At 44.2% G+C, this 16,559-nt stretch carries 12 protein-coding genes; 5 read left to right on the top strand and 7 right to left on the bottom strand.

What is annotated here, in order from left to right; genetic code table 11:
* Positions 1-76: 76 nt before the first annotated feature.
* On the top strand, positions 77-1,771 hold the full coding sequence (locus AC4BAP_RS07565; protein WP_490582019.1) for a pyruvate dehydrogenase complex dihydrolipoamide acetyltransferase: 1,695 nt from the start codon (positions 77-79) through the stop codon (positions 1,769-1,771).
* A gap of 1,098 nt (positions 1,772-2,869) precedes the next feature.
* Here the strand turns inward: AC4BAP_RS07565 and AC4BAP_RS07570 are convergent.
* The 6 genes from AC4BAP_RS07570 to AC4BAP_RS07595 all read right to left on the bottom strand — a co-directional run bounded on the left by AC4BAP_RS07570 (position 2,870) and on the right by AC4BAP_RS07595 (position 8,553).
* On the bottom strand, positions 2,870-4,369 hold the full coding sequence (locus tag AC4BAP_RS07570; RefSeq protein WP_490582020.1) for a WD40 repeat domain-containing protein: 1,500 nt from the start codon (positions 4,367-4,369) through the stop codon (positions 2,870-2,872).
* A gap of 316 nt (positions 4,370-4,685) precedes the next feature.
* Positions 4,686-5,516 carry a serine hydrolase domain-containing protein gene (locus AC4BAP_RS07575; RefSeq protein ID WP_490582324.1) on the bottom strand — a complete coding sequence of 277 codons (831 nt, stop codon included), beginning with the start codon at positions 5,514-5,516 and terminating at the stop codon, positions 4,686-4,688.
* 108 nt (positions 5,517-5,624) lie between these two features.
* Positions 5,625-6,236: a hypothetical protein gene (locus AC4BAP_RS07580; RefSeq protein ID WP_490582021.1), complete on the bottom strand. Its 612-nt coding sequence runs from the start codon at positions 6,234-6,236 to the stop codon at positions 5,625-5,627.
* Between the two features lies 1 nt (position 6,237).
* Positions 6,238-7,053 (bottom strand): metallophosphoesterase family protein, encoded by an 816-nt coding sequence (locus AC4BAP_RS07585; RefSeq protein ID WP_490582022.1) that lies wholly within the window; start codon positions 7,051-7,053, stop codon positions 6,238-6,240.
* A 234-nt stretch (positions 7,054-7,287) separates the two neighbouring features.
* Positions 7,288-7,866 carry a hypothetical protein gene (locus AC4BAP_RS07590; RefSeq protein WP_490582023.1) on the bottom strand — a complete coding sequence of 193 codons (579 nt, stop codon included), beginning with the start codon at positions 7,864-7,866 and terminating at the stop codon, positions 7,288-7,290.
* Between the two features lie 102 nt (positions 7,867-7,968).
* Positions 7,969-8,553, bottom strand: coding sequence for a hypothetical protein (locus AC4BAP_RS07595; RefSeq protein ID WP_490582024.1), 585 nt, complete (start codon positions 8,551-8,553; stop codon positions 7,969-7,971).
* Between the two features lie 261 nt (positions 8,554-8,814).
* Here AC4BAP_RS07595 and hslV point away from each other — a divergent pair, with 261 nt between their 5' ends.
* The 4 genes from hslV to AC4BAP_RS07615 all read left to right on the top strand — a co-directional run bounded on the left by hslV (position 8,815) and on the right by AC4BAP_RS07615 (position 13,840).
* On the top strand, positions 8,815-9,357 hold the full coding sequence (gene hslV / locus AC4BAP_RS07600) for an ATP-dependent protease subunit HslV (RefSeq protein ID WP_490582025.1): 543 nt from the start codon (positions 8,815-8,817) through the stop codon (positions 9,355-9,357).
* Positions 9,358-10,062: 705 nt separating this feature from the next.
* Complete coding sequence (locus tag AC4BAP_RS07605) at positions 10,063-11,034, top strand: deoxyhypusine synthase family protein (RefSeq protein ID WP_490582026.1); 972 nt, start codon at positions 10,063-10,065, stop codon at positions 11,032-11,034.
* A gap of 104 nt (positions 11,035-11,138) precedes the next feature.
* Positions 11,139-12,395 carry a porin family protein gene (locus tag AC4BAP_RS07610; protein ID WP_490582027.1) on the top strand — a complete coding sequence of 419 codons (1,257 nt, stop codon included), beginning with the start codon at positions 11,139-11,141 and terminating at the stop codon, positions 12,393-12,395.
* A 185-nt stretch (positions 12,396-12,580) separates the two neighbouring features.
* Positions 12,581-13,840, top strand: a complete 1,260-nt coding sequence (locus tag AC4BAP_RS07615; RefSeq protein ID WP_490582028.1) for a porin family protein — start codon at positions 12,581-12,583, stop codon at positions 13,838-13,840.
* A 61-nt stretch (positions 13,841-13,901) separates the two neighbouring features.
* Here the strand turns inward: AC4BAP_RS07615 and AC4BAP_RS07620 are convergent, their stop codons facing one another.
* Positions 13,902-16,523: a M1 family metallopeptidase gene (locus AC4BAP_RS07620; RefSeq protein ID WP_490582029.1), complete on the bottom strand. Its 2,622-nt coding sequence runs from the start codon at positions 16,521-16,523 to the stop codon at positions 13,902-13,904.
* Positions 16,524-16,559: the final 36 nt, after the last annotated feature.

The following is a 16,559-nucleotide window of genomic DNA, read 5'->3' on the forward strand; positions in this document are numbered from 1 at the left end:
TTGAATAAAATATTTTTCAATCTAATTTTGGGCGGATAAGAATATACCTAATTAGGCGACTAAACAACACGATAATATGGCTGAAGTAATTAAGATGCCTAAGATGAGCGACACGATGACAGAGGGGGTGATTGCATCTTGGCTGAAAAAAGAAGGTGATAAAGTAAGTTCCGGCGATATTTTGGCCGAAGTTGAGACTGACAAGGCTACCATGGAACTGGAATCATACGAAGATGGCACGCTTCTTTACATCGGTCCGAAAAAAGGTGATGCTGTGCCTGTTGACGCTGTGATCGCTATTATCGGTAAAGAGGGTGAGGATATCTCTGACCTGCTGAACGAGGTAAAAGGTGGAGGTGCCCCTGCTGCGAAAGAAAAAACAGAGGAGAAACCAGCCGCTAAAGAAGAAAAGAAAGAAGAAGCGAAGCCTGCCGCCGCTAAAGAGGAGGCTCCAGCTAAGACTACTGTAGATACCAGCAATATCAAGGCTACGGTTATCCGGATGCCAAAAATGAGCGACACCATGACAGAGGGTGTGCTTGTGAGCTGGATTAAGAAAGAAGGCGACAAAGTAAAATCCGGTGATGTGCTGGCAGAAGTGGAGACAGACAAGGCAACCATGGAACTGGAGTCGTATGAAGACGGCACGCTGCTTTACACTGGCGTGAAAGAAGGTGAGTCTGTTGCTGTTGACGCTGTGATTGCCGTTATCGGTGAGGAAGGCGCTGACTACAAAGCCCTTCTGGAAGGCTCATCTGCTGCTAAGCCAACTGCCACTGAAACAGAAGAAGCTGTTGAGGCTGGTGTTGATGAAGTTACTGCCGACAAAGTAGAAAGTGAGAAAGTACCTGCCGAAGGCGCTGAACAAGCTGCTGCAGGTGAAAATGGCCGTATCAAGGCTTCTCCGCTTGCCAAGAAAATGGCACAGGAGAAAGGCATTAACCTGAGCCAGGTAAAAGGCTCTGGCGAGGGTGGCCGCATTGTGCAGCGTGACATCGAGAACTTTAAACCATCTGCCGCTCCACAGCCAGCTGCTGCCCCTCAGGCTGCACCAACTGCTGCTCCGGCTGCCATACCGGGCGCTCCTGGCGAGGCTTACGAAGAGGTAGCTGTATCGCAGATGCGTAAAGTAATTGCCCGCCGTCTGGCCGAAAGTAAGTTTTCTGCGCCGCACTTCTACCTGACCATGGAAATTGACATGGACAAGGCGATTGAGGCGCGTGCAAGTATAAATGAAGTATCTCCAGTTAAAGTATCGTTCAACGACCTGGTAATTAAGGCTGCTGCTGCTGCATTGCGCCAGCATCCTGCAGTTAACTCGTCGTGGCTGGGTGATAAGATCCGTTACAACAAGCACATTAACATTGGTGTGGCTGTGGCGGTAGAAGAAGGCCTGCTGGTACCGGTTGTACGCAACGCCGACTACAAGTCGCTTTCTGCTATTGCAGCCGAGGTGAAAGACCTGGGTGGCAAAGCCAAGAGCAAGAAACTGCAGCCATCAGACTGGGAAGGCAACACGTTTACCATCTCTAACCTGGGCATGTTTGGCATCGAGGAGTTTACAGCCATCATCAACCCGCCAGATGCCTGCATCATGGCAGTAGGCGGCATTAAGCAGATACCTGTGGTGAAGAACGGCAACATCCAGATCGGCAACGTGATGAAGGTAACGCTTAGCTGCGATCACCGTGTGGTAGACGGAGCCGTTGGTTCTGCCTTCCTGCAAACGTTTAAGAACCTGCTGGAGAACCCGGTGAGAATACTGGTGTAAGGTCTGGACAAAAGATTATTTGACAAAGGACAAAAGACTTTTGTAAGTATAGAACTAACATGAAAACGCCTCTTCGGGAACGGAGAGGCGTTTTTGGTTTTGGGGTAACGGACTTGGACAGGCTGTGAACGAGGCATAGCCGAGTATATAGCCTGTGCCTATTTGGGCGATGTAATACTTGCTATTTAGAACTTTCCTTTTGCTACACTCCTTTTTCTGTAATGCTTAGTAATCGCTATTAGTAGAAGAATAATTAATGGCAATACCTTTAGAGAAAAGAAAAGGGCACTTTCATCTAAATATCTTGGCACATAAAATCTAAATTCCTCATAGTATGCAAGTATAATCCCCGCTATACTTGTAACATAGATAAGAAAAGTAAGAAAAGTATTATAATTATACTTTTTGAAGTTGTAATAAAGGACTATTGCAACTATATAATATGGAATTATAACAGCAAGCAGTAGAATGAAAGTTATAACTATCTCTACAGAGTTAGCCCCAAAAGCAAAGTTCGGGAGTAACATTAGACTAACAACTGAAATAAATAGGTTTCGCTTCATTAATTAATTTTTCATGACTTCAATTAAGCCGCCCAACTAGCGGCTTAACATATTAACCTACGCTTTTACCTCCAAATTCCGGCGGCTAAATGGATGTTTTGTTATATTGAATATAGCGGTTTTATAATTAAAAGTATACTTCCCCGCAGTTTGCCTACCGCTACGGCAGCGTTTATAGTACAAGATAAGCAAAAGCCTGTGTGTTGCCAGCCTCGGAGCGTTTAAAGTTTAACAGGCAGCTACTACTGCTTTATACTTGCCAACAGGCTGCAAAGCTGGCAGGGGCGGGAGCATAGGGCTGTAACGCAGCCGGGTTGCTGTGCAAAGCCAGCCGCCTGCAGTGCCTTTTCCTGTTGCCGGGGCTTTGGTTAGGGTGGCGCTGTATTAATTCTTTGCTCCTCTGGTAAGCCGCAGCAGTTTAGAAGCTGTCTATACTTTCCGCTACACGCCCTTGCTGTGTGTTTTCAACAGTAAGTATAAGCCGAAGGTGTTTAGTTTGTTGGTGATGATGTTAACAATTGCTATTTCGAAGCACTTACCAACCTAAATCCGCTATAATTTTAAATAGGATATATACACAAAGTATTATATTTAGTATAACTGTAAATATGACAGATTTTTTTATTCTTGTTGCTCTTATACTTAGATAGCCGAATGTAAGGCCCACAGGAATAGTATAAATCACAAATCCAAACCAATAAGAATTAACTGCTAGAACAGAAATGATACTAAAAGTCCACGCCAAAACTGTAGAAATTTTTTCGAGCTTATTACTAATAGGAGCATATAAAATTAACCTCACAAGTATAAAAGCAACAATTACATAAAACACATTATTGGTTAAGCTTATCAATATACCTGAACCATTATTTTTCAAAATCAACCCTAGTATTCCTATTAGCCAAATCACTAAGCAAATAGCTACAATAATCGAAGATGCTTTATTTTTAGTACTTAAATAAACACCCGCGTAACCTGAGAGTAGTACAATAAGATATAGAATAGAGATAAATACTGCTAATCTAAAGCGGGTATTTTCTCCTCCAATTTCGTTTATTATTTTTGAATTCGTAATGTCTAAAGTTTTAATGGATCTGTCATCTGCAATTAAAAGTTCAGTTTCATTTTTAAATGTCAATCTACTTTTCGATGAGAAACCAACAGATTCATTATAATATGATTCTCCCAAATTCATATTAATGTTTTTGGACAATTTTGCTTCTCTCCAATCCCACAGTCCAACAAGGCCTTCTGTAGAACTCATTAAAGCAAAATGTCCGTCGGGTGTAATAAGGGGTGGAAAATTAATATAGTCCCCAACATTAAATTCTGCTAACAAAGTATCACTCTCAATGTTGATGACCTTAATTGTACCATCAAGATCTGCAACATCAAGATCTGCAATTGCAATTTCTTGGCCATTTGGAAAGAATACAGGAACACCTTGTGTGCTCTCATATTTCTTTACTTCCGTTAGGGTATTTAGATTATATATTCTGAGGGTAGAATCGCTATCCACATAAGCTAATTCATTATTCTTACTTAGAGAAAAATAGGGGTACCTAATATTCAGTACACTTAAATAATCTCCATTTTTCCAATTCCATATTATTAGTTTACGATCAAGTCCCGCACTAATAATATAATCATCAGATTTATCAAATTGAACCGTCTGAATGGTACTGCTATGACCTTTTAAACTTACTAGTTCCTGTTTGTTTTCTAAGGACCATACTTTTACAGTTAAGTCGAGTCCCCCACTTGCGATTAATTTGTTGTTGTTAGAAAATGATATAGACTGAATATCTGATTCATGACCTTTCAACTTACCAATTACCCGATCATCATCCCACAAAAAAACTTCCTTATGACTACTATTTGCTATAATACCTTGCTTATTTATGTCTACTGAGTTAACAGGGAGGCGTAGTCTTTCAGCAGAACCTGTGAAATAGAGTATACCTAGATATCCGACTGCCAAAAGCAAAATTATTATTAAAAAAAGAGGTATCTTATCGTACTTGGTTATTTTCATGGATATTGTACAACCTATAGCTAATGGAAGTTCTTGTTTGGGTGAATTGGCTTAAAAGCTGAATACTTATTGTTAAATATAGCAGTTTTCTAATCAAAAGTATACTTGTCGCTTATACTTTGCGCTACTAAAATCAAGATTCGCCAAACCGGCAGTAAATCCATACTCTCAGCTTTACCAAATTCACAGCAGGGGCCAGCAAAGTATAAAGTATAAAAAGGCTCTCCTAAAACAGAGAAGCTTTTTATACTTTGAGACCAAGGGTAGTAATTAAAGCAAGTAAGTTGTAGCTTTACATTTGTGCAGGCGTGACTGATTAATCCTCTATTGTTTTATTCTCATGATCATAAGGGATATAGTTTTCCCATTGCCAGGGAGTGTAGGTGTCGCCTATGGTTGTTTCGAGCAGCTCTTTTAAAATGCTCTCACCGTTATCGCTGTTCGTCATGATCAGCACACCTGTACCGGTTTGCGGGAGAATGATAGAATAGTGCTGGTAGCCGTCAGAATGCCCTTCTTTAAAAGCTCCCTTACCATAAGGCGAGTCTAAAACGCCCCATCCCAGTCCGTATCCTAAGTTTATGTCTGCATTTTCGTCCGTTTCAACCAGGGCATTAGGGCCGAACTGCTGCTTGCTTCTGATGGCTACCTGCTGCTTAAACATTTCGGTATAAGTATCCTTCTGAAGCAGTCGGTGGCTCAGTACCGCTTCCAGAAATTTTGTGTAATCTGCCAGCGTTGTCCCCATACTACCAGCTGCCCCGGCATCATCTGCCTCGTCTTTTGGGAGCGGGTTTTCCTGGCTGTCATGCCCATAAACATATTGCTTTTCCTGCCCTGGCTGCCACACATAAATGTAACTAGTCCTGCTCATGCCCAATGGTTTAAAGATTCGTTGCTGCGCCATCTCCTCAAGCCCTTTTCCGGTTAGTTGCTCCAGCACAAACTGTAGCAGGCTTAGTCCTTCGCCGGAGTAACTGTAGCGGGTTCCGGGGTCAAACTGAAAGTATAGCTTACCTTTCGGGTCGAGTCCGCTGCTGGTTAAAAAGCGCCAGTTCGGGAAGCCCGTGGTATGGGTCAGGCATATGCGCGCCGTTATTTTCTCGTATCGCTTGTCGCCTTTAAGGTCGTGAGAAGGAAAACTAATATAATCAAATAAAAGAGTCTTTGCTTCATTTTATACTTTGCATTTGCGCCCAACTAGCGGCTAAACCGAATAGATTTATGTTAAATATATAAAATCTAATTATAACTATCACAGCCTCATCCTAACTCCCAAGGCCAGGTTAAGGATTTTGCCGGGGCTCAGATAATTTGGGTTTTGGATATAGGAGATGATATACTCCATGCTGGAGCCAAACTCGTAGTAGGCGGAGAATTTATCGAGTTTCTTTACCCTTGCCAGGTCTACCTGTCCGCCTAATAGTAAACTGCCGTGCAACGCTGTAGAAAAGCCGTAGTAGCGTCGTGGATATTTGTCGCCGGGTTCCTTTGCAAAGTAGTCGTCTCCGAAAGTATAACTTACCTGCAAGCCCAGCCTTAGTGGCTGCCAGTTCACTGCTTTAATTTGTAGAGGTCTTATAGGTCTGTAGGTTACCTTAACGGCTGATGTTACGATCCTGTCGCCGCCAATGCTCTTTGGTAGATAGCCCATGAAGAGGTCAGTTTCCAGTTTTTCTTTAAGGAAAGTGCGTCCCACACCAGCTGAAATAAAGCCAATTCCGCCGGCAAACTGCGCCTTTATATGAAGAGGAGATGCAGGCGTGTCTAATGCAGCAGAGTCGGGGAGTGTCTCTTGTGCAAACGCGGGCATTGTAAAAAGCAGGCTAGTGGCCAGGCCAAGTATAAAAGTATAAAGCAGCTTCATATCAGTAGTTTACCCTTTCTATATCGAAGCCTGTAGCCCATACTTTCAGGAAAGTAAAGCCTCGCTTTTTTACGGTAGTGGTGCCGTGGTATGTAATACTATTATTGTAAACTTTGTCGGTTTGCCAGTTGTGTATGTGCCCATACAAACTAAGTTTTACCCTTTTACTTGACATGAGGGTGCGATGAAACGTTTCTTCTAAATTGCGGTCAAAATCACCGTCGTGTGGCGGCACATGCGATACGACGATGGCCTGGGCAAAATCTTCATCTTCACGCTGGTAAAGCTCTTTGCTTAGCCATCCTATGTCGGGCACCTGGCCGTTAAAACCGTACTCTCGGCTGTTGGTATCTACAAAAACAAACTTGGTGTGCCCATAGGTAAAGGAATAATTAAGCGGGCCATACATTTGCTGGTATACTTTGCTGCCGTTTGCCAGCAGGTCGTGGTTGCCTACTACAGTCAGGTAGGGCCATTTCAAGGTTTTCAGGATGTCGTGTACCCATTTGTGCTCCTGCGTCATGCCAAAGTCGGAGATATCGCCCTGGTGTATCACAAAGTCGATGTTATGGTAGGTGTTGGCCTTTTCCACAAAGTCCATGGCCTCATCGTAAAACCGTTGCGTATCACCCATAACCAGTATGCGGAGGGTGTCGCCGGGTTGTTGTTTCTTAAGGCGTTCCAGGTTTTTGGCGGTCAGGTTTCGCTCGTGATCTTCCAGCCGGATCTGATTAGGATGGTATTCAAAAAGTTCTTCGCAGGAGCTGGCACTCAGGCTCAGCAGCCCGAGGCATATAAGGTAAAACAGTCTTTTCATAGTTATAGGGTCGTAGTAGCATCATTCCAAAATCAATCAGGCTTAACAAGCACAAATTGTATTGCTTAAGGTATTGCAGTATTTTAAATACGCTAACTGTTAGGCATAATATTCCCTGTTATGCATTTTTATGCATCACAGTTAGTCAATTTTACGCAGTTAGGGTTATAAGGTGTTATGAATAAAACCAGATATTATTGGTTTTGTTTGGTAAAATATTTATGAAGGAAGGCATTACTTTAGGCTCCACTTTTGGCCGTCAGTGGTTGTGAAGTATACTAAACCACGATCCCTGGCATAATAAAGCTCTTTGATCTTGTCGGGACGGCTGGAAGGAAGGAAAAACCTGACGTGCAGTACACGTTCGTAGGTAACGTTGTTAAGGGTAATATTACTCAGTAGCTCAGTCTGTACATCATAGCCTCTGTCCACTTCATCTGCAGGGTACTTGCCGGTTATCAGGTAAGCATAGTTATTATCGAAACCAGGTTGGTTTATATTTCTGACCTTGACGCTATTATGTGCGGCTTGTACCACTAAGCCCAGGTAAGCCTGTTTTCCTGTGTAGGTTAAAGTATAAGCTTTATAGGTAGTAGGGATATTTTTGCCGGAACTCGTTCTGGTGCTTTCGGCTACTCCTAAAGTTAGTTCTTCCTGCTGGCCGGTGTTGCTTATAAAAGTAAGTTTTGCTTCCGACCTATTACTGAACCACGCTTCGGTATACTTGGTAAGGCCTAGCGGAGCCTTCTCGCAAGAAACCAGGGCTAATACCAGGGCAATGCTTCCAATTAAAAAGGATATTTTTTGTATCATACTTTTAGATAGACTTTTGTACAGGATACTTTGTCGTGATAAAAGGTTGCTCTGTGGTATTTAAAAATTTCAGAAAATGTTAAGGGAGGTTTTGCGTGTTACTTAATTCAGTGTCCAGAATTTACCGTCAGTGGTCTGGAAGTATACCAACCCATGGTTTTTGGCATAATAGATTTCCTTTATCTTGTCGGGACGATTTGTAGGCAGGTTAAATTTAATGCGCAGCAGCCTGCTATAAGTAGTGCTGCCCAAAGTCAAGTTATTGATTAGTTCGGCCTCTACACCGATAGGGTTTACCCATTCTTTGGCCTGGTCTGAATCAGTAAACAGAATGGCGATGTCCTGGTAAAAGTCTTCCTGGCCACTGTTTCTGAATATAATGGTGTTCTCCTCAGCTAACAAGCCAAACCCCAGGTTGCTTTGCATACCCGCATAATCCAGGTAATAATATTCTATCTTTCTGTCGCCATTTACCGTGCTGTAGGTATGGGTGTCTTTTTTTACAGCTATCCGTATTTCCTCGCTATCGCCGGTGTGGCTGGTAAAAGTGAGTTTTGTGTCAGATTTTGTCTGGAGCCAGGCCTCTGTGTGTGGCGGCACCTTAATCGGGTCTTTTTGGCAGGATGTGGTAAATGCTAGTACCAGTAGTAGAAGTATAGATAGGGTAGTAGTAACTTTTGTCTTCATAGTAGCTTATTTTATAGTGTAGATACTATATACGGCGTAATGGTTGCATGCGGGCTAAAGTTTAGTCGCTTGCTTTTTATAGTATAGTATGGTCTCGCAAAAAAATTGCCGCACTTAGCTTGGTAAGCCTCGCACTACCACGACAATTTGACGTAAAGTATGGCTTTGGCTTTTTGTTTGAAGAGTGCTTAGCTTTACAAGCAGCAATGGCAGTGTACCTGCGGCCTTTGCGTATGTTTAACCTGACTAAGTATAAAACAGATGACTAAAATAAGATCTACCACTGTGTGCGGCATTTTCCATAACGGCGAAGTGGCGCTGGGTGCCGACGGACAGGCCACCATGGACAAGCACATTGCTAAAAGCAATGTAAAGAAGATCCGCAAACTGATGGACGGAAAAATTGTAACTGGTTTTGCCGGCTCCACTGCCGATGCCTTTACTTTGCTGGAACGCTTCGAGGAAAAACTGGGCGCTTACCAAAACAACATGAAACGCGCCGCCATTGAGCTTGCCAAAGACTGGCGCAAAGACCAGTACCTGCGCAAACTGGAAGCCATGATGGTGGTAGCCAACAAGGAGGAACTGCTGATCATTTCAGGAACGGGAGATGTGCTGGAGCCTGACAACCAGATTGCAGCTATAGGCTCAGGCAGCATGTATGCCCATGCAGCAGCCCTGGCTCTTAAAAAGCATGCCCCGCATCTATCAGCAGAAGAAATGGTACGCGAGGCGCTTAACATAGCAGCTGATATCTGTATCTACACAAACCACAACCTGATCATCGAAAAACCAGCGCAGTAGTTGGTTGTTGGTTATTCGTTGTTGGTTGATCGCAATCGGGGGGGCTCACCCGGCCCTTCCTATAAACAGGCTATTATCAGGATACAAATTAACATTCGCTGTTATTCCTGCCGCGAATTTTCAACTCGCGGTAGATAGAGAATTTTATACTTGTGTCCCAAGCGTAGCTTGAACAAGGAGGGGAATTTATTTACACTTTTGTGTGAATCCCCTCTTGAGAGGGGTTAGGGGTATGTCATTCTATTTTTGCTGGCGCGGATCTGTGATCCGTGACTTGTTATACCGTTGGATTTGCAATCCAACTGGGCCAGCCTGTCCCGGGCGCAGTCACGGGAAGGCCCAGCCATAGCCCGACACGAGCGAGGACGCTCGCGCCATGATCATGTAATTTGCTAGAATGAAAAGTCCCCCTTTGAAGGGGGTAGGGGGATGACAATCGTTCCCAATTCCACTCCTCGGCGAGGCTAGGGGTGGGTCAATCTCAACCTGAGAGATCTTACTTATTAGCGCAGCAAAGAGTGTTTTCATCAGCCATTTTTAACCTTATTCAGGTGAATCACGAATAACGATAATTGATTGACGAAAATCATTGTAAGAACTGGAAATACGAACAACGAATAACCAACAACCAATAACGAAATAAGTCTTACCTTTGCCGCTTCTTGCTGCTACGTTTGGCAGCACTGGCCTTAAGCTAATTTTAGAATGGAAGTATCAAATTTCTTAAAGAAACACTACAAGCACTTTAATGCCGCATCGCTGATTGATGCCGCCGAAGGATACAAAACCCACCTGAACAATGGTGGCAAAATGCTGGTAACGCTGGCTGGTGCCATGTCTACGGCAGAGATGGGTATCATACTTGCCGAGATGATCCGTCAGGACAAGATCCACGCTATTTCGTGTACAGGAGCCAATCTGGAAGAGGACATCTTTAACCTGGTAGCCCACGATTTTTATGAGCGCGTACCGCATTACCGTGAGCTATCTGCCGCTGATGAAGAGGAACTGCTTAGCCGCCACCTAAACCGCGTAACAGATACGTGTATTCCGGAAGAGGAGGCTATGCGCCGTTTAGAGCATACAGTGCTTAAGTACTGGGAGAAAGCTGATAAAGCTGGCGAATCCTACTTCCCGCACGAGTTCTTTTACCAGATCCTGCTAAGCGGCGACCTGGAGCAGTATTACCAGATTGACCCGAAGAACAGCTGGATGCTGGAGGCTGCTAAAAAGAACCTGCCGATCATTTGCCCGGGTTGGGAAGATTCTACGCTGGGTAACATCTATGCAGGCCACGTGATCAGCGGCGACATCAAAAATGTGCATACTGTAAAAACCGGTATCCAGTACATGATCGAGCTTGCCGACTGGTACACAAACACAGCCAAGGATGATTCTACGATTGGTTTCTTCCAGATTGGCGGCGGTATTGCCGGCGACTTCCCGATCTGCGTGGTTCCGATGCTGCACCAGGATCTTCAGCGCGACGGTGTTCCGTTGTGGGGCTACTTTGCACAGATCTCTGACTCTACCACCAGCTACGGATCATACTCTGGCGCGGTGCCAAACGAGAAGATCACCTGGGGTAAACTGGGCAAAGACACACCTAAGTATATGATCGAATCGGATGCTACCATTGTAGCGCCACTTATTTTTGCTTTGGTACTGGATATGTAATCAAGTATAAGCTTATACTTTGAAGCCCTGATAGCTTATGTTATCAGGGCTTTTTTTTATATATGATTTTTTATATTTTTGAGTTTAAACTTTAATTCATTTCTATGAAAACAATCTTTACCCTTCTTCTTTCCTTTCTCACGGTTGCATCCTTTGCGCAGCGTAAATTTGTGTCAGGCTATTACATCACCAAGCAAGGTGAAAGAGTAGAGGCGCAGATAAACGACCAAAACTGGGACCGTAACCCTACTTTTATCGAAATCACAAAAGGCTCTGAAGTGGTGCGTTTAGGAGTGGCAGAGCTTACCAGCTTTGGCTTGTCTACCGGCGACGCCTACTATGCCTACTCAGTGGAAGTGGATAAATCTCCAACCAAACTAAATGCGATTGAGCCCAACAGTCAGCCTATAATTGAGCGTGAAACGGTGTTCCTGAAAGCTATTGTGAAGGGTGCCGCCAGCCTGTATTACCTGAAAGACACCAATGCAAAAGAGCATTTTTATGTGCAGAACGGTAACGAGGAGCCAGCGGAGCTTATTTACAGAACAACCAAGTATGAAAGTGAAGGCAAGTCTGGTTACACCAAGCTTCCCATTTACAGAGGCATGCTGTCTGCCAAGCTAACCGAGTGCCCAAAAGTAACCGAAAATGTTGCGAAACTGCCATTTACCCAGAAGGCCCTGAAAGAACTCTTGGAGAAGTATAACCTGTGCGTAAGTGGCATCACGGGCACATACCAGGCAGTGCAGCTAGGTACTATCTGGAATTTTTCTGTAGCGGCCGGCATGGGCAATACTTCGCTTAGCTTTAGCAGCGCCGAGCACAAAAGCCTGACCAATGCTGATTTCAACAGTACTCACTATCTGGCTGGTGTGTCGGCGCTGGCCACTTTGCCGAGAGGCAGAGGCAAATGGGCAATACAGGGAAACCTGTTTTACAGACCTTTAAAAGCGGAGTCGGAAAGTATAGAAAGAAGCATTACATCCAACGAAAACTATACCCGCACCACTACCAGTTTCGATATGGCCTACCTGGATGTGAATGCAATGGTCCGTTACAGACTTTTAGATGGTAAGCTAAGGCCTTTCTTGAGCGCTGGATTAAGTAACAACCTGCTAGTTTCCGACAACAGCACGCAGACAGTATTTACGAAGTTTTATACTTCTGAAAGCACCCGAGAGCGTAAACCCCTGGAAGAAACCCGAAAGCATGAGCAGGCTTTGCTATTTGGCCTTGGCGTGGAGATGAAGAAACTAGCCGCTGAACTAAAACTGGAAAACGGAAACGGGTTTTCGCCTTACTCAGGCCTGAAAAGCAGCCGTAATACTTTTTCGTTTATGCTGAGCTATAACTTCAAATAAATCTAATTTGCATTGAGACAAAGAGGGCTGCCAGGATAAATGGCAGCCCTTTCTGTTTTTTAGCTGGTTAATGCCTGGCTATCAAAGTTTAAACTGTTATTATATATTGAAAATTAAATATTTATAGGCGGCAGTATTGTATTGATTTTACAGTATATTTAGAAGTTTGAATTTAAACTTTATCTATGAGATCAACACTTACATTTCTTTTCTCCCTTTTGCTAACCTCTGTTTATGCTCAAAGTGATTATGTTACTGGCCGCTACACTACTTTAAATGGTGAAGAAGTAGAGGTTTACATGAACGATAAAAACTGGGAGAAAAACCCTAAAAGTATAAAAGTCAAACGTGACCTTAATAGTAATGAAACCACTACTTTAAATGTGAGTGATATAAAAGGATTTAAACTCTCAACGGGAGATTTATATGAATCTCATATCGTAGAAGTCGAGCGGTCTACCAAAGATTTAGCTGAAGTAATGCTATTTGCACGACCTGCTGAAATTGTAAAAGATACCGTCTTTTTACGTGCTTTAGTGAAGGGCAGTGTGAGCTTATACCATTTACAGTACAGTAAAGGTGAAGAGCACTATTTTATTCAAAAAGGAAATGAAATTCCTGTACAATTAGTATACAGGATAGCCAGGGTGGAAAATGGTACTAGTACTGGAGTTACCAATGTGCCTGTTTACAAAGGCATGCTTACCGTTAAGCTTTCCGATTGCCAGGAAGTATCAAAAAAAATAAATGGCGTAGGTTTCAAGCAGAGTGAATTGAGAAAGATTGTAGAGGAATATAACCTTTGTACCTCTGGTGTAAAGGGCGAATATTATGCAACCGAAGAAAAAGCAAAAGGGAATTTTTCTATTATTGGAGGGCTAACTAATTATTTTATTTTTGTAAGAGACCCTTGGAATTCTAAAAATAGCATGGATGAAACTAGTGTCGGATATACGCTGGGTGCTGCTTATCAAATTACATTTCCCCGTAATCATGGGAGATACTCTTTACTTGCAGAAGCTATGTATAAACCAATTCATGCAAGCTTTACACATAAAGAGGTACATAAAAGCTCAAGCGAGGTTTATACAATCACTTCCACAACGTATGATGTTAAATTTGCAAGTTTAAATTTGTTAGCAAAGTATAGGTTCGGTTCATCAAGTATAAGACCTTACCTGAACTTTGGTTTGGGAAACAACTTTGTACTATCTAATAGATCTCAGCAAAATAGGGTTGTAACAATCTTTTCTATTGAAAGTGTTTATGAAAATGACCTTAAAAATAAGCGCAAATTTGAAGAATCTTTAATAGTTGGATTTGGAGCAGAAGCTAAAAAAATATTAACCGAATTAAGGTATGAAGCTGGAAGGGGTATTTCAGAAGAAGGGGGGCTCGTGAATCATACAAGTTCATTATCATTTAGATTAGCATATCTGCTGTAATGCAAAGTATAAACAAAGAGGGCTGCCATTTATCCTGGCAGCCCTCTTTCTGTTTATACTTTTACTGCTGTTGTTGCAGCAGTTTCTCGGCCCGGAACAGGTTATCCGAGGCTTGCAGGATCTTGGCTTTTAGCTTTGGGTTGTAGTTGGGGTGTTGTTGTAAAAATTCTCTTACCACTTTGGCGGCAGAAGGTGTTTGGTACGAGCCAAATGTGGCGTTCAACCAGTTTGTCGGGAAAAAGATGTCGCCGGTAAGTTGTATTTCCTCCAGCAGGTCAAGGCTTTGCTTCAGGTATTTTTCGGAAGTATGGCTGCGCAGCGGGTGGTGCAGAAAGCCCAGTGCATAGGCTACCCAGGCTTCTTTCTCGCGGTTTGGCTCATTTTTAAGGGCCTCAAAAAACGCATCACGCTCCTGCTCACTTGCCGATAAGGCCGGCAACATAAATTCGAGGCGTTTGCGGCGGTCCGGGTTCTTGATACGTTTAAGCTGAGCTGCCAATACCGTGTTTCCTTCCGGGTATTCTCTCAAGGCAAGTGCAAGTGCCAGCGAAGTATAATCATCCTCGGTTAATTTAACACCTTCCGGTGCCTGCTGCGTTTTCCAAACCTGGTAAAGTCGTTTAACAGCCTCTGGTGTCAGGGCAATATCCTGGTAGGCCTTAAATAAAAGCTTTTTGGCGTTGGGCTGCTCCTGCTGCTGCATTCCTTCCCAAAACATTTTCTCATAGGCAGGTGCGATCTCTTTTCGCCTTTCAGGAAGTATAAATTTCCAGTACACATCACTGAAGTAACTAGTGAGGAGCTTAACGTTTAATTCCTCAGTTTCTTTGGTGACCTGCGTTGCTGCAAAATGCAGGAGCAGGTCAGGGTTTACACGGCCACTTAGCAGGTTTTCATACAGGTTAATGTAAGCAGCGGCACGCATCACCGGGTCATTCAGGTTGGTAACCTGTGTCAGGTTCCTGATGTCGCCGGCAAACTCGCCATACTTTTGCTCTATGGGGAATATACCATAACCCTGCCCCGATGAATTGAACAGCACGAAAAGCGGCTGCTCTTTGCCGATTGCCTCCCTCACCGCAACTTCTTTTGCATTCATGTTCACAGTAAGTTCCTCTACCCGGTCATTGTAAACTAGGGCAACTTCAAAAAACTGCGGCCATACTCTGTCAGAGCCGTCTTCGCCCTGCTGTGCTATGGTAAAGCCGGTTATTTTGCGGTCAGCCGTGTTCAGGGTATAGTCGAATTTGGGCCTGCCGGGCTCGTTAACCCATACCTGGTTCCAGGCTTGCAGATCGGCTGGGGTGCGGGCATCCAGTATCTCGATCAGGTCGGGCCAGGTGGCGTTGCCGTTGGCATACTTTTTCAGGTACTCGCGTATGCCTTCTTTAAAAGCCGCTTCACCCATCAGCCGTTCCAGTTGTCGCATCATGATCGGGGCCTTGTGGTAGATGATGTGCCCGTACAGTGTGCCGGCATCCTGCAGGTTATCGAGGCGCTGGCGAATGGGATTCGCTCCGGTGGCTCTGTCTATACTATATGCTGCCGGAAAATGGTCCAGCAAGAACTTCAACTCGTAATTCCCATCCGACATCGTTACCTGAGAAATCTTATCAGCCATAAAGTTGGCAAATACCTCCTTCATCCATACATCGTTAAACCACTGCATCGTAACCAGGTCGCCGAACCACATGTGGGCCGTTTCATGTGCAATCAGGTTCGCCCTCGATACACGTTGGTCTTTGGTAGCGCCTTCATCCAGAAACAGCGTTGAGGACTTATAGTCGATCACACCCACATGCTCCATACCCCCGTACTGGAAATCAGGTATGGCCACAAAGTCGAACTTCTTGAAAGGGTAGGGGATCTGGGTGTACTCCTCCATAAAGCGCAGCGCATCGGCATGTATCTTAAATATCGGGTCCAGGCTGAGCTTCAGTTTGCTGCTATCCGTTTCGCGGTGGTAAAAGTTCATGGCGCGGCCATTTTCTTTTCGGGTTACCAGGTCAAAATCGCCGGCTACAAACGAGAAGAGGTAAGTGCTGATGGTATCGGACTGCTGAAAGCGGTAAGTTTTCTCTGTCTCCCGTGCCACGATATCCTGCAGCGGCGCATTGGCAACGGCTTTCCAGTTCTGTGGTATAGTTAGGGTCAGGTTAAAGGTGGCTTTTAGATCGGGTTGGTCAAATACCGGGAAGACGGTGCGGGCCCTGTCGGGTACCAGCAAAGTATACAGGTAATCCTCGTTGCGGTTCAGGGAGAGGTTGCCGGCAATAAATTCCAGCTCTACCTGGTTTCTTCCGGCTTTCAGATATCTTTTCCCGATGAGGATGTGCTCATTTTCGAAGTGTACAGGGATGGTCCTGCCATTTACCTTTATACTTTTCAGGTGCGATGCCTGCTCTTTAAAATCAAGTTGAAGGGTTTGCTCATTCCGCAGCAGGTCAAACGTTACGGTTTCGGTGGCTGCGATGGGGGCATCTTTCTGGGAGGGTATACTGAGGTGCAGGGCATAGTTTATGTTGCGCAGTACCTGTTTCCGGTAACTGGCAAGCTGCTCCGACACACCGGTTTCTAAGGGTAGCGCACTTGACTGCGTGGCCGTATGGCTGCAGGAGACAGTAGAAATAAGCGCCACTGATAGGACGCAGGTTTTAAGGATATTGCTGGTAAATTGTATCATACAGTTGGCCTAGTGCTTTAGTAAAGATAAGCAAAA

This window comes from Pontibacter sp. GD7, assembly GCF_058216375.1.